Below are 15,358 nucleotides of genomic sequence, written 5' to 3' on the forward strand. Positions count from 1 at the left end.
ATGACCGCCACCTTGAACAAGGGCGAGCTGTTCTCGTCCTTCGACGTCGACGCCTTCGAGGTTCCGCACGGCCGCGACGAGCTTTGGCGGTTCACCCCGCTAAAGCGGTTGCGCGGCCTGCACGACGGCTCCGCGCCGGCCACCGGCAATGCGGAGATCAGCGTCAGCGGCCCGACGCGCCTCACCGTGGAGACGGTGCGCCGCGGTGACGAACGGCTCGGCCAAGGCGGTGTTCCCGCTGACCGCGTTGCAGCCCAAGCCTTTTCGTCGTTCAACTCGGCGACGCTGGTCACGGTAGGACGTGACACGCAAATTGCCGAGCCGGTGAACATCACCGTCACCGGTCCGGGCGAGGGCGCAACTGCCTACGGACATATGCAGATCCGCGTCGAGGAGCTCGGCGAGGCCGTCGTCATCATCGACCACCGGGGGAGCGGAACCTACGCCGACAACGTCGAATTCGTGGTCGCCGACGCCGCTCGGCTTACCGTGGTGTGGATCGCCGACTGGGCCGACGACACCGTTCATCTCAGCGCCCACCACGCCCGGCTCGGCAAGGACGCCGTGCTGCGGCACGTCGCCGTCATGCTCGGCGGGGAGGTGGTGCGGATGGCGGCCAACGTGCGCTTCGATGCTCCGGGCGGCGATGCCGAGCTGCTGGGGCTGTACTTCGCCGACGACGGCCAGCACCTGGAATCGCGGCTGCTGGTTGACCACGCTCACCCTGACTGTAAGTCGAACGTGCTGTACAAGGGTGCGCTGCAAGGAGATCCGGCGTCGTCGCGGCCTGATGCGCACACCGTGTGGGTGGGTGACGTGCTGATCCGCGCCGAGGCAACCGGCACGGACACCTTCGAGGTCAACCGCAACCTGGTGCTCACCGACGGGGCGCGCGCGGACTCGGTGCCCAATCTCGAGATCGAAACCGGCGAGATCGCCGGCGCCGGGCACGCCAGCGCCACCGGACGTTTCGACGACGAGCAGCTGTTCTACCTGCGCTCTCGCGGAATCCCGGAAGAGCAGGCCCGCCGGCTGGTGATCCGCGGATTCTTCGGCGAGATCATCTCCAAGATCGCGGTGCCCGAGGTACGCGAACGTTTGACCGCAGCCATTGAACACGAACTGGAACTCACGGAAAAGACAACAGCCTGATGACGACCCTGGAAATCAAAGACCTGCACGTCAGCGTCGAAAATCCCAACGCCGCCGACGGGGAGCGAGAAATTCCCATTCTCAACGGTGTCGACCTGACCGTGAATTCCGGTGAGACGCATGCCCTGATGGGTCCCAACGGCTCGGGTAAGTCCACGCTGTCCTACGCCATCGCCGGCCACCCCAAGTATCAGGTGACGTCGGGATCCATCACGCTGGACGGCGCCGACGTGCTGGCCATGAGCGTCGACGAGCGGGCCCGCGCCGGCCTGTTCCTGGCCATGCAATATCCGGTCGAGGTGCCCGGTGTCTCGATGTCGAACTTCCTGCGCTCGGCGGCAACCGCCATCCGCGGCGAGCCGCCGAAGCTGCGGCACTGGGTCAAAGAGGTCAAGGCGGCGATGGCCGCACTCGACATCGACCCGTCGTTCGCCGAACGCAACGTCAACGAAGGTTTCTCCGGTGGCGAGAAGAAGCGCCACGAGATCCTGCAGCTCGAGCTGCTCAAGCCCAAAATCGCCATCCTCGACGAGACCGACTCCGGCTTGGATGTCGACGCCTTGCGGGTGGTCAGCGAGGGCGTGAACCGCTATGCCGAAACCGAGCACGGCGGCGTCCTGCTGATCACCCACTACACCCGCATCCTGCGCTACATCCATCCGCAACACGTGCACGTGTTCGTCGGGGGCCGCATCGTCGAATCCGGCGGCCCCGAACTGGCCGACGAACTCGAAGAAAACGGCTACGTGCGCTTCACCCAAGCGGCGGCCACCGGGGCCTGACCATGAAGACCTCGGTGACGCACGTCGACGCCGCGGCGATCCGTGCCGATTTCCCGATCCTGCAGCGCGTCATGCGCGGCGGAAATCAATTGGCGTATCTGGATTCCGGTGCGACGTCGCAGCGGCCGCTGCAAGTGCTCGACGCCGAACGCGACTTTCTCGTCACCTCCAACGGCGCGGTGCACCGTGGTGCGCACCAACTGATGGAAGAGGCCACCGACGCCTACGAACAGGGGCGAGCCGACATCGCGGCGTTCGTCGGGGCCCGTGCCGATGACCTGGTATTCACCAAGAACGCCACCGAGGCGCTCAATCTGGTGTCATATGTGTTGGGCGACAAGCGATTCGACCGCGCTGTCGGCGACGGCGGTGATGTTATTGTCACCACCGAGCTCGAGCACCACGCCAACCTGGTCCCGTGGCAGGAACTCGCCCGGCGCACCGGGGCCACCCTGCGCTGGTACGGCGTGACCGACGACGGACGGATCGACCTGGACTCGCTGCAACTCGACGAGCGTGTGAAAGTCGTTGCGTTCAGCCATCATTCCAATGTCACCGGGGCTTTGGCGCCGGTGAACGAATTGGTTTCCCGAGCAAGAGAAGTCGGCGCGCTCACCGTGCTGGACGCCTGCCAGTCGGTGCCGCATCAGCCGGTGGATTTCCAGACGCTGGGCGTCGACTTCGCGGCCTTCTCGGGGCATAAGATGCTGGGTCCCACCGGAATCGGCGTGCTATATGGCCGTCGCGACGTGTTGGCCGCCATGCCCCCATTTCTCACCGGCGGTTCGATGATCGAGACGGTGACCATGGAAGAGTCCACCTATGCGCCGTCGCCGCAACGCTTCGAGGCCGGCACCCCGATGACCTCCCAGGTGGTCGGATTGGCCGCCGCTGCACGCTATCTGGGCGCTATCGGCATGGACGCCGTCGAGGCACACGAACGTGAGCTGGTCGCAGCGACCATCGAGGGCCTGTCCGCTATCGACGGTGTCCGCATCATCGGCCCCACAACGATGGAAAGCCGTGGCTCCCCGGTCGCATTCGTTGTCGACGGGGTGCACGCCCACGACGTCGGCCAGATTCTCGACGACGAGGGGGTGGCCGTGCGGGTCGGACATCACTGCGCCATGCCGCTGCACCGGCGGTTCGGCGTGGCCGCCACCGCGCGAGCATCCTTCGCGGTGTACAACACGCTCGACGAGGTCGACCGGCTGCTGGCCGGGGTGCGACGGTCGCTGAAATTCTTTGGGAGAGCCTGACGTTGCGACTAGAGCAGATGTATCAGGACGTCATCCTGGATCACTACAAGCACCCGCAGCACCGCGGGCTGCGGGAGCCGTTCGGCGCGCAGGTCTACCATGTCAACCCCGTCTGCGGCGACGAGGTCACGCTGCGGGTCGCGTTGTCCGACGACGGCACGACGATCACCGACGTCTCCTACGACGGCCAGGGTTGTTCGATCTCCCAGGCGTCGACGTCGGTGCTCACCCAGCAGGTGATCGGCCGCAGCGTGCCGGAAGCGTTGCAGATCATCGACGCGTTCACCGAGATGGTGTCCTCGCGTGGAACGGTGCACGGTGACGAGGACGTTCTCGGAGACGGAATTGCGTTTGCCGGCGTGGCGAAATACCCGGCACGGGTGAAATGCGCGCTGCTCGGATGGATGGCTTGCAAAGATGCGCTGGCTCAGGCCAGTCATGCCCTGGAGGAGGTCAGCAATGAGTGAAACCGCCGCTCCCAACGAAGAATTGATCGCCGATCTCGAGGAGGCGATGCGCGACGTCGTCGACCCGGAGTTGGGGATCAACGTCGTCGACCTGGGCCTGGTCTACGGGCTGGACGTGGCGGACGGCGACGAAGGAACCGTCGCGCTGATCGACATGACCTTGACCTCGGCGGCGTGCCCACTGACCGATGTCATCGAGGATCAGTCGCGCAGCGCACTGGTCGGCAGCGGTCTGGTCGACGAGATACGGATCAACTGGGTGTGGAACCCGCCGTGGGGTCCGGACAAGATCACCGACGACGGCCGCGAACAACTGCGCGCGCTCGGCTTCACCGTCTGATTCCCCGGTCAACCGGCGAAGCTGGCCCGCGGCGCCCCCATGCCGGGGTCGATCCGATGTGGTCCAGATGCTGAGGGCGTCACCGGAAAGTCGAAGATCGCAGTCGGGATGTACACGGTGGCACACGAATTGGGAATGTCGACCACTCCGGACAGGCGTCCCTCGATAGGGGCCGATCCGAGTAGCAGATAAGCCTGTTCGGGGCTATAGCCGAACTTCGTCAGGTAGTCGATCGCATGCAGGCAGGCGCGCTGGTAGGCGAGATCGGAATCCAGGTAGCGCTGTTCGCCGTCCAAGGTCACCGACGTGCCCGAGAAGGCGATCCACTCCGAATACTGCGGGGCGACATTGCCCGGCATGAAGATGGCATTTTCATAGACGCCGTAGGTCTGCATGCCCCCTTTGATCACGTCCACATGAACGTCGATGAAGCCACCCATTTCGATGGCGCCGCAGAAAGTGATCTCGCCGTCGCCCTGGGAGAAGTGCAGATCGCCGAACGACAGGTTGGCGCCGGGCACGAACACCGGATAAAACACCCGGGTACCTTTGGTGAGGTTCTTGATGTCCTGGTTGCCGCCGTTTTCGCGGGGCGGGGCGGTGCGCGCAGCCTCGGCCGCGACCCGAGCGAACTCGTCACCGGTCAGGGCACCCAGAATGGCGCCGTCGGGCTCCGGCGGTAGGGCAAGTGGTGGCACCCGGTCGGGATCGGTCGCGATGAGCGCCCCCTCGCGCCGGTTCCATTTCGCCAGCAACTGCGCGGACGGGGCCGTTCCCATCAGCCCCGGATGCACGATGCCGGTGTACTTGACGCCGGGAATGTGTCGCGAGGTCGCCGTTTGCCCGGCGAAGTCCCAGATCGCTTTGTAGGCGTCGGGGAATTGATCGGTGAGAAACCCGCCGCCGTTGCGCTTGGCGAATATCCCGGTATAGCCCCAGCCCTGTCCGGCAAGCGGGCCTGAGTCCTCTTGCGGGATGGGACCGAGGTCCAGGATGTCCACGATCAGCAGGTCGCCCGGTTCGGCGCCGTCGACCGCGAACGGTCCGGACAGGCAGTGCACATTCTGCAGGGGAGCGTTGAGGATGTCCTCGGCCGAATCGTCGTTGTGGATGGCGCCGTCAAACCATTCCCGGCAGTGTGCGCGAAACGTGTCGCCGCGCTTGACGGTGACGACCGGAGGAATATCCGGATGCCAGCGATTGTGCCCGATTATGTGTTGTTCGTTGAATTTCTTGGCCGAATCCAGCGGGAACAGTAATTCAGGCATGCGGCACTCTCTGCACATGACGACCCTTGCAGCCCAACTTGGCCGGTAACTGTGATGGTGCTGATGATCTTCTGCAAAGCGGCTACGACAACGCCGCAGCGGTCTACACGCTGCCGCCGGCGATTTATAGTCGGCGGGGTGCCGAGCTACGTATTCCGCTGCGCGCAGGGCTGTCCGAAATTTGTCGAGCGGCACCCGATGGCTTCAGTGCCCGACAATGCCGAGTGTCCACGGTGCACTTGCGTGGCCAGAAGGATTCCCGCTGCCCCGATGGTCGGTATCGGTCGCACCGCCGCGATGCAACTCCATGACCGCACCCGGGCCACCGCTGATTCACCGCAGGTGGTCAGCGGCCTGCCTCCTGCCCGGCGCGGCAGGTCCGACATGACCATGAACCCACTGCACCGCGGACTGCCGCGGCCATAGCCCGGCGCCGGCTTGGATGCCGGCGCGCGTCAGAAGGCGGCTTCGGGCATGCGCATGATCTCGTCGTCGACGGATTCGATGACGACCCGAACTCCGGACAGCTTCGGCAGGATGTTCTTGGCGAAGAAACCCGAAACCGCGACCTTGCCTCGATAGAACGCCTCGTCATCCTTGGAAGGTCCGTTGGCCAACGCCGCATGGGCGACACCGGCTTGCACCAACAGGCGCCAGCCGATGATCAGGTCGCCGACGGCCAGCAGGTATCGCACCGACGCGAGCCCGACCTTGTAGATGTCGGTCGGATGCTGCGCGGCGGACATCAGGTAGGTGGTCAGCGCGCCCGTCATTGCCGTGACCTCGTCGAGCGCGGTCTGCACCAGCGCGGCTTGCGGTTTCAGCGCTTCGTCGATGTTGTCGATGGTCTGCGTTATCTGAGCCGTCACGAACTGCAGCGCCTTGCCGTGGTCGCGCACGATCTTGCGGAAGAAGAAGTCCAGCGCCTGGATGGCGGTGGTGCCCTCGTAGAGCGAATCGATCTTCGCGTCGCGGATGTATTGCTCGATGGGATAGTCCGTCAAAAAGCCCGAACCACCCAGGGTCTGCAACGACTCGGTCAGGACCTCGTAGGCCCGTTCTGAGCCGACCCCCTTGACGACCGGCAGCAGCAGATCGTCCACGCGGTGCGCCATGTCTGGGTCGGCGCCCGAAACATGTTGCGCCACAGCGTTGTCCTGGTGTGCGGCGGCATAGAGATACAGTGCTCGCAGGCCCTCGGCGTAGGCCTTCTGGGTCATCAGGCTGCGGCGAATGTCGGGGTGGCGCATGATCGTGACCCGAGGCGCGGTCTTGTCGGTCATCTGGGTCAGGTCCGCGCCCTGCACCCGTTCTTTGGCGTAGGCGAGCGCGTTGAGGTAGCCGGTGGACAGCGTGCCCGTGGACTTGACGCCGATCGTCATGCGGGCGTGCTCGATCACCGTGAACATCTGCGCGATCCCGTTGTGCACTCCACCGACCAGATAGCCGACCGCGGGCACGTCGGTGGCGCCGAAAGTCAACTCGCACGTCGGGGAGGACTTCAGCCCCATCTTGTGTTCCAGGCCCGTGACGTAAACGCCGTTCCGCGGGCCGAGTTCACCGGTGTCCGGATCGAAAAGGTAATTGGGCACATAGAACAGGCTCAACCCTTTGGTCCCCGGGCCGGCGCCCTCCGGCCGGGCCAGCACCAGATGGAAGATGTTCTCGGCCGTGTCGCCCACGTCACCACCGGAGATGAACCGCTTGACGCCCTCGATGTGCCAGGTGCCGTCGGGCTGTTCGACGGCCTTGGTCCGGCCGGCGCCCACGTCGGAGCCCGCATCGGGTTCGGTGAGCACCATGGTGGCCTGCCAACCGCGTTCGACACCCATCGCCGCCCACTGCCGCTGCTGCTCGTCGCCCTCGACGTACAGGGACTGGGACAGCGTCGGGCCCAGGTTGTAGAAGGACGCAGAAGGGTTGGCGCAGTAGATCATTTCGTTGACGGCCCACACCAGCGGTGCGGGCGCGGGCATCCCGCCGATCTCCTCGGCCAAACCAAGGCGCCACCACTCGGCATCTTTGATCGCTTGCACCGTTTTGACCAACTCGTCGGGCACGCTGATGGAGTGAGTGGCGGGGTCGAAGACGGGCGGGTTGCGGTCGGCGTAGGCGAAGGTCTCGGCGACCGGTCCTTCGGCCAGGCGGGCCGCTTCGGCCAGGATGGTGCGCACCGTGTCGGCGTCGAGCTCGCTATAACGTCCGGTGCCGAGGACGGCGCCCACATCAAGGACCTCGAAGAGGTTGAACTCGAGATCGCGGACGTTGGCGATGTAGTGGCCCAATGCGGTTCCCTTCACGTCGGCTGCTCGACCCTTGGCCGGGCCGTGATCCGGCCCAGTTTCCCCGAGCGAGGAAAACGTACGCAACCGTAACCAGCGGCACGGCGCGCTGACCTGCCGCTACGGCTAGCCGTTGGCGCCGTTTTGGCCGAACAGCAGACCGCGCAGGCCGCCGGTGCCGGGCGTGCTGCCGGCGGCCGTGGCGTGGCCGCCGTTGCCGCCATTGCCGATCAATAGCGCGTTGCCGCCGTTGCCGCCGTTGCCGGGTGGGAATGCCCCGCCGTTGCCGCCGTTGCCGCCGTTGCCGATCAACCCGGCCTGGCCGCCGAGCCCGCCACTGGCATTGCTAAAGCCGTTGCCGCCGGCCCCGCCGTTGCCGACAAAGAATCCACCGCTGCCGCCGGCCCCGCCGGTCCCGGCGGAGAGAGCGTCCCCGCCGGTGCCGCCGTCGCCGAGCAGGAATGCCCGGCCACCGTTGCCGCCGCCGCCGAGGAAGCTGCTGCCGCCACCACCGCCGTTTCCGTACAGCACGCCGCCGTTGCCTCCGGCGCCACCGGCGCCCATACCGTTGGGGCTGATACCGCCGGCGCCGCCATGTCCAAACAGTAGGGCGGAGCCGCCGAGACCGCCCGCACCGCCGCCGCCGCCGCTGTTGCCGCCCGCACCGCCGTTGCCGAAGAACAGCCCACCGGTTCCGCCGGCGCCGCCGTTCGCGCCCGCTCCGCCCACGCCGCCGGCGCCGCCGAAACCGAGCAGGCCCGCGGACCCGCCCCGGCCACCGGCCTGGCCAGCCACTCCATCGCCGCCTCTACCGCCGTTGCCGAACAAGATTCCGCCGTCCTCACCGGCCTGTCCCGCCCCGCCGTCGACCCCGTCACCGATCAGCGGGCGCCCGAGTAGCGCCCGGGCGGGCGCGTTGATCACGTCGAGCAGCGGCTGCAAGGGGTTCGCCGCGGCGGCCTCTGCGCTGGCGTAGGCCTGCGCGCCGCCGAACAGGTTCTGCACGAATTGGTTGTGGAACGCCGCGGCCTGTGCGCTGAGCGCCTGATAGTTCAGGCCGTGCTGTTGAAAGAACGCCGCGATGGCGGCCGACACCTCATCGGCGCCCGCGGCCGCGAAGGCGGTCGTCTGGGCCACCGCCGCCGAGTTGGCCTCACTGATGGCTGAACCGATGCGGGCCAGATTCCCGGCCGCCCCCGACACCATGTCTGTATTAGTGACCACGAACGACATCCCGCACCTCCACAGTGAAGCGTCAGCGACTGACGAATCTTATCGTGATTTCGGCAGCTTGATTGCCCATTCCCCGAGCAATTTCGTGACACAGATTTTTCTGCGCGGATGCAAATTTCAATCGGCTGTGGAATACCCGCCACGGCAGCCGACGGCACCGCCGTAGTCGGGGGGCGACGGAAACCGCTTGCCTTGTGCCAGTGACCAATTCAATCGCATACCGCAATGCAATCGAGATACTCGGCGATCGCCGGCGTCCCTAGACTCGGTTCATCCTGACGAACTCCACCCCCTCTGTGAGGCCGCCGGAATGACCTTGACCGCTGCTGAAGCGTGCACCTCCGAGGTTTCTTTCGACCACATTCCCGTCGCCGTCGCGCGGCCGCTGAGTTGGCGTGCGGCGCTGTGGTCGGTCATGTCGGTTCGTTGGGCCGCATTCGCGTTGGCCCTGTTTCTTGCGGGGCTCGGGGCTCAGCTGAACGGCGCACCGCAGCCCGTGTGGTGGACGTTGTATCTGGGCTGTTACCTCGCCGGCGGCTGGGGTTCGGCATGGGCTGGGGCGCAAGCACTTTGGAGCAAGGCGCTCGACGTAGACCTGCTGATGGTGGTGGCGGCGATCGGAGCGGTCGCAATCGGGCAGATCTTCGACGGTGCCCTGCTGATCGTGATCTTTGCTACATCGGGCGCCCTGGACGACGTGGCCACCAAGCACACCGCCGATTCGGTCAAGGGGTTACTGGACCTCGCGCCTGAGCAGGCCGTGGTCGTCGACGGCGACGGTCGCGAGCGGGTGGTTGCGGCCGGCGAGCTGGTCGTCGGTGACCGGGTGCTGGTGCGGCCGGGCGAGCGCATACCCGCCGACGGGGCCGTGCTGTCGGGCTGCTCCGAAGTCGACCAATGCTCGATCACCGGCGAGTCCATCCCGGTGGCCAAGGGCCGCGGTGACGAGGTGTTCGCGGGTACGGTCAACGGGTCCGGGGTGTTGCAGCTGTTGGTCACCCGGGACCCGTCGCAGACAGTGGTGGCCCGCATCGTCGAGCTGGTCGCCGAGGCGTCGGCCACCAAAGCCAAAACCCAGTTGTTCATTGAAAAGATCGAGCAGCGGTACTCGGTGGCCATGGTGGTGGCGACCCTCGCACTGATCGTCATTCCGTTGATGCTGGGCGCGCCACTGCAACCAGTTCTATTGCGCGCCATGACATTTATGATTGTGGCCTCGCCGTGCGCGGTGGTGCTGGCAACCATGCCGCCGCTGCTTTCGGCGATCGCGAACGCCGGTCGGCACGGGGTTCTGGTCAAATCGGCTGTGGTCGTGGAACATCTGGCCGACACCAGCATCGTCGCCTTGGACAAGACCGGCACACTGACCTGTGGCACACCGCAATTGACCACCGTCGAGCCGCTGCACCCGGAAGTGGTGGGTGTACGAAAGTTGCTCCAATTGGCGGCTGCTGCAGAGCAATCCAGTGAACATCCGTTGGGCAGGGCCATTGTCGAGGAAGTTCGCCGGCGCGGTATCACCATCCCCGAGGCCGGGGATTTCCGTGCATTGCCCGGGCGCGGGGTGCGAGCCACCGTGGGTCTCGATTTCGTCGAGGTGTGCAGTCCGCAGAGCTACCGGGGGGTGCCGCTACCCGAGCTCGCGCCGATCCTCGACGCAGGCGCCACGGCGGCCATCGTGATGCTCAACGGCGTCGCAGCCGGCGTGCTGGGGCTGACCGACCAGGTGCGCCCCGATGCCGCGGAATCTGTCGCGTCCCTGACCGCGCTGACGTCGGCGCCGCCGGTCCTGCTGACCGGGGACAACGGGTGCGCGGCCCGGTGGGCGGCCCGGCACGCCGGGATCAGCGATGTACGGGCCGCGCTGTTGCCCGAGCAGAAGGTCGAAGCGGTCCGCGCTCTGGAAGCCAGCGGTCACCGGGTGCTCGTCGTCGGTGACGGTGTCAACGATGCTCCCGCGATGGCCGCGGCCCGCACGTCCGTCGCGATGGGCGCCGGCGCCGACCTGACCTTGCAGACGGCCGACGGCGTCACCGTGCGAGACGAACTGCAAGTCATCCCGACGATCATCGGGCTGGCCAGACAGGCCCGCCACGTGGTGACCGCCAACCTGATCATCGCCGGCACCTTCATCAGCGTCTTGGTGTTGTGGGATCTGTTGGGGCACTTACCGTTACCCCTGGGCGTGGCTGGTCATGAAGGATCCACGGTGCTGGTCGCACTCAACGGTATGCGCCTGTTGACCAACCGGTCCTGGCGTGCGGCGGCATCGATGGGCGCACCAACGGCCGGAATCCGCAGCGGTTCCGGGTGTGCTCGACGTACGCTCGACGTCGCTTGACCCACCAGGCCCGGAGCGGATAAGGGAGCACGTGGCGACTCGAGAGCTCACCGCCCAGAATTTCAAACAGACCGTCTACGGCAACGACAACGTGCTCGTCTATATTTGGGCGCCGTTGTGCCCACCGTGTGCCGTGTTGACGCCGACGTATGAGGGCTCGTCGGACAAGCATCCCGACATCGTGCACGGCAAGATCAACTTCGAAACCGAGCAGGAGTTGGTGTCGATCGCCGGGGTCACACTATTGCCCACGTTAATGGCGTTCAAAAAAGGCAAGCTGGTGTTCAAGCAGGCCGGTGTCGCCAACCCCGCCGTCATGGACGACCTGGTGCGGCAGCTCAGGGCCTACCGGGTCGACTTGCCGCCACGGCAGCAGGGGCTGCTCTGAATTCGGCGGAACAAACCCGCCTGCCCGCGGCGTTAGGCCAGTCATGGCAACCAAAGACCTCACTGCGGCGCAGTTCAACGAAACCGTCAACGACAACGACATGGTGCTTGTCGATTTCTGGGCCTCCTGGTGCGGCCCGTGTCGCTCCTTCGCGCCCACGTTCCAGGCCTCCTCGGAGAAACACCCCGACGTGGTGTACGCCAAGGTCAACACCGAAGAAGAGCAAGAGCTGGCGGCGGCGGCCCAGATCCGGTCGATTCCCACGCTGATGGCATTCAAGAAGGGCCAACTGCTGTTCAACCAGCCCGGGGCCCTGCCCCCGGCGGCCCTGGAAGACCTGGTACAGCAGCTCAAGGCCTATGAAGTCGCCTAGACCGTCAATAATCCGGCGGCGGTGACAGCCGGGCGCACCGCCGTACGCGATACCGTGCACGGGTGAGTTTGGTCCTGCTGGAGCACCCGCGCCCAGATATTGCGCTGATCACCCTCAACCGGCCCGAGCGGATGAACTCCATGGCTTTCGACGTCATGGTCCCACTCAAGGAGGCCTTGGAGACGGTGACCTGCGACAATTCCGTGCGGGTGGTGGTGCTGACCGGGGCGGGGCGCGGGTTCTCCTCCGGCGCAGATCACAAGTCTGCGGGTGCGGTGCCGAATGTCGACGGCCTGACCCGGCCGACCTATGCGCTGCGGTCGATGGAGCTGCTCGACGAGGTCATCCTGAAGCTGCGCCGGTTACACCAGCCGGTGATCGCCGCGGTCAACGGACCGGCCATCGGTGGCGGGCTGTGCCTGGCGCTGGCCGCGGACATCCGGGTGGCCTCCACCAGCGCATATTTTCGGGCCGCCGGCATCAACAACGGGCTGACGGCCAGCGAACTGGGGCTGAGTTACCTGTTGCCCAGGGCCATCGGATCCTCACGTGCCTTCGAGATCATGCTGACCGGGCGTGACGTCAGCGCCGAGGAAGCCGAGCGTATCGGGCTGGTGTCCTGCAGGGTGCCCGACGGCCAGCTGCTGGACACCTGTTATGCGATCGCGGCGCGGATGGCGGCGTTCTCCCGGCCGGGAATTGAGTTGACCAAACGTACACTGTGGAGTGGACTAGACGCCGCCAGCCTGGAAGGGCACATGCAGGCCGAGGGTCTGGGGCAACTTTTCGTCCGGTTGCTCACCGCCAATTTCGAAGAGGCGGTTGCCGCGCGCGCCGAGAAGCGGCCGCCGGTCTTCACCGACGACAAGTAGCGGCACAACCAAGCGGGCCACCAAGGAGAGCGATTGTGATCACGGCAACGGACCTCGAGGTCCGAGCTGGTGCGCGCATCCTGCTCTCGCCCGAGGGTCCGGATTTGCGCGTGCAGCCGGGCGACCGCATCGGATTGGTGGGTCGCAATGGCGCCGGCAAGACCACCACGCTGCGCATCCTGGCCGGGGAGAGCGAACCGTATGCCGGATCGGTCAGTCGCAACGGCGAAATAGGTTATCTGCCACAGGATCCCAAAGAGGGAGACCTTGACGTGCTGGCTCGGGACCGGGTGCTGTCGGCTCGCGGGCTCGACGTGTTGCTCACCGATCTGGAGAAACAGCAGGCGTTGATGGCCGAGGTCGCCGACGACGAAGCGCGCGACCGTGCGATCCGCCGCTACGGTCAGCTCGAGGAGCGCTTCGTCGCGCTGGGCGGCTACGGCGCCGAAAGCGAGGCGGGCCGGATCTGCGCGAGTCTCGGCTTGCCCGAACGGGTGCTGACCCAACAGCTGCGTACCCTGTCCGGAGGCCAGCGCCGCCGGGTCGAGCTGGCGCGGATTCTGTTCGCCGCCTCCGACAGCGGCGCTGGATCGGGAACCACCCTGCTGCTCGACGAGCCGACCAACCACCTCGACGCGGATTCGATTGGCTGGCTGCGGGATTTCCTGCGGGCACACACCGGCGGGCTGGTGATGATCAGCCACAACGTCGACCTGGTCGCCGATGTGGTCAACCGGGTGTGGTTCTTGGATGCGGTGCGCGGCGAGATGGACGTCTACAACATGGGCTGGCAGAAATATCTCGATGCCCGCGCCACCGATGAACAGCGTCGTCGCCGAGAACGCGCCAATGCCGAACGCAAGGCCGCCGCGCTGCGAACCCAGGCCGCCAAGCTGGGCGCCAAGGCCACCAAGGCCGTTGCGGCACAGAACATGTTGCGTCGGGCCGACCGGATGATGGCGGCGCTCGACGAGGAACGGGTAGCCGACAAGGTGGCCCGGATCAAGTTCCCCACCCCGGCCGCCTGCGGCCGCATCCCGCTGGTGGCCAAGGGGCTCAGTAAGAACTACGGATCGCTGGAAGTGTTCAGTGGTGTCGACCTGGCCATCGACCGGGGCTCGCGCGTCGTCGTCCTCGGACTCAATGGCGCCGGCAAGACCACGCTGCTGCGACTGTTGGCCGGTGTCGAAACACCCGACACCGGGGCGCTGGAGCCCGGACATGGTGTGCGCATCGGCTATTTCGCGCAGGAGCACGACACGCTGGACAACGACGCGACAGTCTGGCAGAACGTTCGGCACGCCGCACCGGAAACCGGTGACCAGGAGTTGCGCGGCCTGCTGGGCGCGTTCATGTTCAGCGGCCCACAGCTCGAGCAACCGGCCGGCACATTGTCCGGCGGCGAAAAGACGCGCCTCGCGCTGGCCGGGCTGGTGGCCTCCACGGCGAACGTGCTGTTGCTCGACGAACCGACCAACAACCTCGATCCCGCCTCGCGCGAACAGGTCCTTGACGCGCTGCGCAGCTACCGCGGCGCGGTGGTGCTGGTGACCCATGACCCGGGTGCCGCCGAGGCGCTCGACCCGCAACGGGTCGTGCTGCTGCCCGACGGCACCGAGGACTATTGGTCCGAGGAGTATCGCGACCTCATCGAGCTGGCCTGAGAAATCACAGGCGTTTTCGGCCAAAGCGGTCCCGTTATCGCCGGCCGGTTCTTACCCTGGAAGCCGGGGATCGTGACCATGCGTGGGAGGCAGCCGGTGAGAACCCAGCGGAAGTCGAAGAAGACGCGCGATCAGTTGTTGCACGAGTTGCGCAACGCCTATGAGGGCGGAGCCAGCATCCGCAAACTGGCGGCCAGCGTCGGGCGATCGTACGGATCCGTTCACAGCATGCTGCTCGAATCCGGTACCACAATGCGCAGCCGCGGCGGACCAAATCACCGCGCCCGGCCGGCGCGAGCGTAACACCGCGGCCAGATTTGGATTGTTCGCCGTGGCGTTACGCGCACGGCCCAAATCAGCGGCGGCGCACCGAATTTTCCACCAGGTCAAGTACGGCGGAGAGCCGCCGGGGGTCTTCGCCGGAGGCAAGCCTGGCCACCAATCCGTCGAGGACCAGATCAAGGTAGCACTGCAACACGTCACTGGGAACGTCGTCGCGCACTCGTTTGGCTTGCTTCTGCCGGCGCAGCCGATCGGTCGTCGCGGCGGCCAGTTCCAGGGAGCGCTCCGCCCAGCCGCGGTTGAACACCGGGTCATTGCGTAGCTTGCGCGCGATCTCCAGCCGGGTAGCCAGCCAGTCGAACTGCTCGGGCGCGGCGAGCATGTCGCGCATCACCTGGATGAGACCCTCGCGCGACGCGACATCGGCCATCCGCTCGGCGTCCTCGTGCGCCAGCGCGAAGAACAGCGCGTCCTTGTCCCGGAAGTGGTGGAAGATCGCACCGCGCGACATACCGATCGCCTGTTCCAGGCGCCGGACGGTGGCTTTGTCGTAGCCGTACTCGGCAAAGCAGCGGCGTGCGCCGTCGAGGATCTGGCGGCGCCGAGCCGCCAGATGGTCCTCGCTGACTTTCGGCATGGCCAGGGCTGGGGATCG

Annotated in this window: 15 protein-coding genes; 11 read left to right on the plus strand and 4 right to left on the minus strand. The window is 66.1% G+C overall.

Going from position 1 to position 15,358, the window contains the following annotated elements:
* From sufD to MKAN_RS25895, 5 genes are read left to right on the plus strand one after another with little or no spacing between them, the layout of a single operon-like run.
* Positions 1 to 1,152 carry a Fe-S cluster assembly protein SufD gene (gene sufD / locus MKAN_RS25875; protein ID WP_023373319.1) on the plus strand — a complete coding sequence of 384 codons (1,152 nt, stop codon included), beginning with the start codon at positions 1 to 3 and terminating at the stop codon, positions 1,150 to 1,152.
* Positions 1,152 to 1,934 carry a Fe-S cluster assembly ATPase SufC gene (gene sufC, locus MKAN_RS25880; RefSeq protein WP_023373321.1) on the plus strand — a complete coding sequence of 261 codons (783 nt, stop codon included), beginning with the start codon at positions 1,152 to 1,154 and terminating at the stop codon, positions 1,932 to 1,934. The genes sufD and sufC overlap by 1 nt, the downstream gene beginning before the upstream one ends.
* Before the next feature lie 2 nt (positions 1,935 to 1,936).
* Positions 1,937 to 3,193 carry a cysteine desulfurase gene (locus MKAN_RS25885; protein WP_023373323.1) on the plus strand — a complete coding sequence of 419 codons (1,257 nt, stop codon included), beginning with the start codon at positions 1,937 to 1,939 and terminating at the stop codon, positions 3,191 to 3,193.
* Entirely contained in the window at positions 3,190 to 3,660 is a 471-nt protein-coding gene (gene sufU / locus MKAN_RS25890; protein ID WP_036391488.1) for a Fe-S cluster assembly sulfur transfer protein SufU, read from the plus strand. The genes MKAN_RS25885 and sufU overlap by 4 nt, the downstream gene beginning before the upstream one ends.
* Entirely contained in the window at positions 3,653 to 4,000 is a 348-nt protein-coding gene (locus tag MKAN_RS25895; protein WP_023373326.1) for a metal-sulfur cluster assembly factor, read from the plus strand. Before sufU ends, MKAN_RS25895 begins: the two co-directional genes overlap by 8 nt.
* An 8-nt stretch (positions 4,001 to 4,008) precedes the next feature.
* On the opposite strand, the gene fmdA is transcribed toward MKAN_RS25895, so the two are convergent.
* The 3 genes from fmdA to MKAN_RS25915 all read right to left on the minus strand — a co-directional run bounded on the left by fmdA (position 4,009) and on the right by MKAN_RS25915 (position 8,783).
* Complete coding sequence (fmdA, locus tag MKAN_RS25900; protein ID WP_023373328.1) at positions 4,009 to 5,268, minus strand: formamidase; 1,260 nt, start codon at positions 5,266 to 5,268, stop codon at positions 4,009 to 4,011.
* A gap of 455 nt (positions 5,269 to 5,723) precedes the next feature.
* Entirely contained in the window at positions 5,724 to 7,553 is a 1,830-nt protein-coding gene (locus tag MKAN_RS25910; RefSeq protein ID WP_036392225.1) for an acyl-CoA dehydrogenase, read from the minus strand.
* Positions 7,554 to 7,676: 123 nt separating this feature from the next.
* Positions 7,677 to 8,783, minus strand: coding sequence for a PE family protein (locus MKAN_RS25915; protein ID WP_023373334.1), 1,107 nt, complete (start codon positions 8,781 to 8,783; stop codon positions 7,677 to 7,679).
* Positions 8,784 to 9,093: 310 nt separating this feature from the next.
* Here MKAN_RS25915 and MKAN_RS25920 point away from each other — a divergent pair, with 310 nt between their 5' ends.
* The 6 genes from MKAN_RS25920 (at position 9,094) to MKAN_RS25945 (ending at position 14,724) form a co-directional block, all read left to right on the plus strand.
* On the plus strand, positions 9,094 to 11,124 hold the full coding sequence (locus MKAN_RS25920; protein WP_023373336.1) for a heavy metal translocating P-type ATPase: 2,031 nt from the start codon (positions 9,094 to 9,096) through the stop codon (positions 11,122 to 11,124).
* Positions 11,125 to 11,155: 31 nt separating this feature from the next.
* Positions 11,156 to 11,512 (plus strand): thioredoxin family protein, encoded by a 357-nt coding sequence (locus MKAN_RS25925; RefSeq protein ID WP_023373338.1) that lies wholly within the window; start codon positions 11,156 to 11,158, stop codon positions 11,510 to 11,512.
* Between the two features lie 43 nt (positions 11,513 to 11,555).
* Positions 11,556 to 11,885, plus strand: coding sequence for a thioredoxin (gene trxA, locus MKAN_RS25930; RefSeq protein ID WP_023373340.1), 330 nt, complete (start codon positions 11,556 to 11,558; stop codon positions 11,883 to 11,885).
* Positions 11,886 to 11,947: 62 nt separating this feature from the next.
* A complete protein-coding gene (locus MKAN_RS25935; RefSeq protein WP_023373342.1) occupies positions 11,948 to 12,757 on the plus strand; it encodes an enoyl-CoA hydratase in 810 nt (269 codons plus the stop codon).
* A gap of 35 nt (positions 12,758 to 12,792) precedes the next feature.
* Positions 12,793 to 14,421, plus strand: a complete 1,629-nt coding sequence (locus MKAN_RS25940; protein WP_023373345.1) for an ABC-F family ATP-binding cassette domain-containing protein — start codon at positions 12,793 to 12,795, stop codon at positions 14,419 to 14,421.
* Positions 14,422 to 14,517: 96 nt separating this feature from the next.
* Positions 14,518 to 14,724 carry a helix-turn-helix domain-containing protein gene (locus MKAN_RS25945; RefSeq protein WP_023373347.1) on the plus strand — a complete coding sequence of 69 codons (207 nt, stop codon included), beginning with the start codon at positions 14,518 to 14,520 and terminating at the stop codon, positions 14,722 to 14,724.
* Positions 14,725 to 14,776: 52 nt separating this feature from the next.
* Here MKAN_RS25945 and MKAN_RS25950 read toward each other — a convergent pair whose 3' ends face one another.
* On the minus strand, positions 14,777 to 15,340 hold the full coding sequence (locus MKAN_RS25950; RefSeq protein WP_023373349.1) for a TetR/AcrR family transcriptional regulator: 564 nt from the start codon (positions 15,338 to 15,340) through the stop codon (positions 14,777 to 14,779).
* Positions 15,341 to 15,358: the final 18 nt, after the last annotated feature.

The organism is Mycobacterium kansasii ATCC 12478, assembly GCF_000157895.3.
Lineage (GTDB): Bacteria > Actinomycetota > Actinomycetes > Mycobacteriales > Mycobacteriaceae > Mycobacterium > Mycobacterium kansasii.

Excerpts from the sequence above, each read along its gene's own strand:
- sufC (WP_023373321.1), top strand. The coding sequence starts at position 1,152 with ATGACGACCCTGGAAATCAAAGACCTGCACGTCAGCGTCGAAAATCCC.
- MKAN_RS25950 (WP_023373349.1), bottom strand. The coding sequence starts at position 15,340 with ATGCCGAAAGTCAGCGAGGACCATCTGGCGGCTCGGCGCCGCCAGATC.
- fmdA (WP_023373328.1), bottom strand. The coding sequence starts at position 5,268 with ATGCCTGAATTACTGTTCCCGCTGGATTCGGCCAAGAAATTCAACGAA.
- trxA (WP_023373340.1), top strand. The coding sequence starts at position 11,556 with ATGGCAACCAAAGACCTCACTGCGGCGCAGTTCAACGAAACCGTCAAC.
- MKAN_RS25885 (WP_023373323.1), top strand. The coding sequence starts at position 1,937 with ATGAAGACCTCGGTGACGCACGTCGACGCCGCGGCGATCCGTGCCGAT.
- MKAN_RS25895 (WP_023373326.1), top strand. The coding sequence starts at position 3,653 with ATGAGTGAAACCGCCGCTCCCAACGAAGAATTGATCGCCGATCTCGAG.
- MKAN_RS25920 (WP_023373336.1), top strand. The coding sequence starts at position 9,094 with ATGACCTTGACCGCTGCTGAAGCGTGCACCTCCGAGGTTTCTTTCGAC.
- sufD (WP_023373319.1), top strand. The coding sequence starts at position 1 with ATGACCGCCACCTTGAACAAGGGCGAGCTGTTCTCGTCCTTCGACGTC.
- MKAN_RS25915 (WP_023373334.1), bottom strand. The coding sequence starts at position 8,783 with ATGTCGTTCGTGGTCACTAATACAGACATGGTGTCGGGGGCGGCCGGG.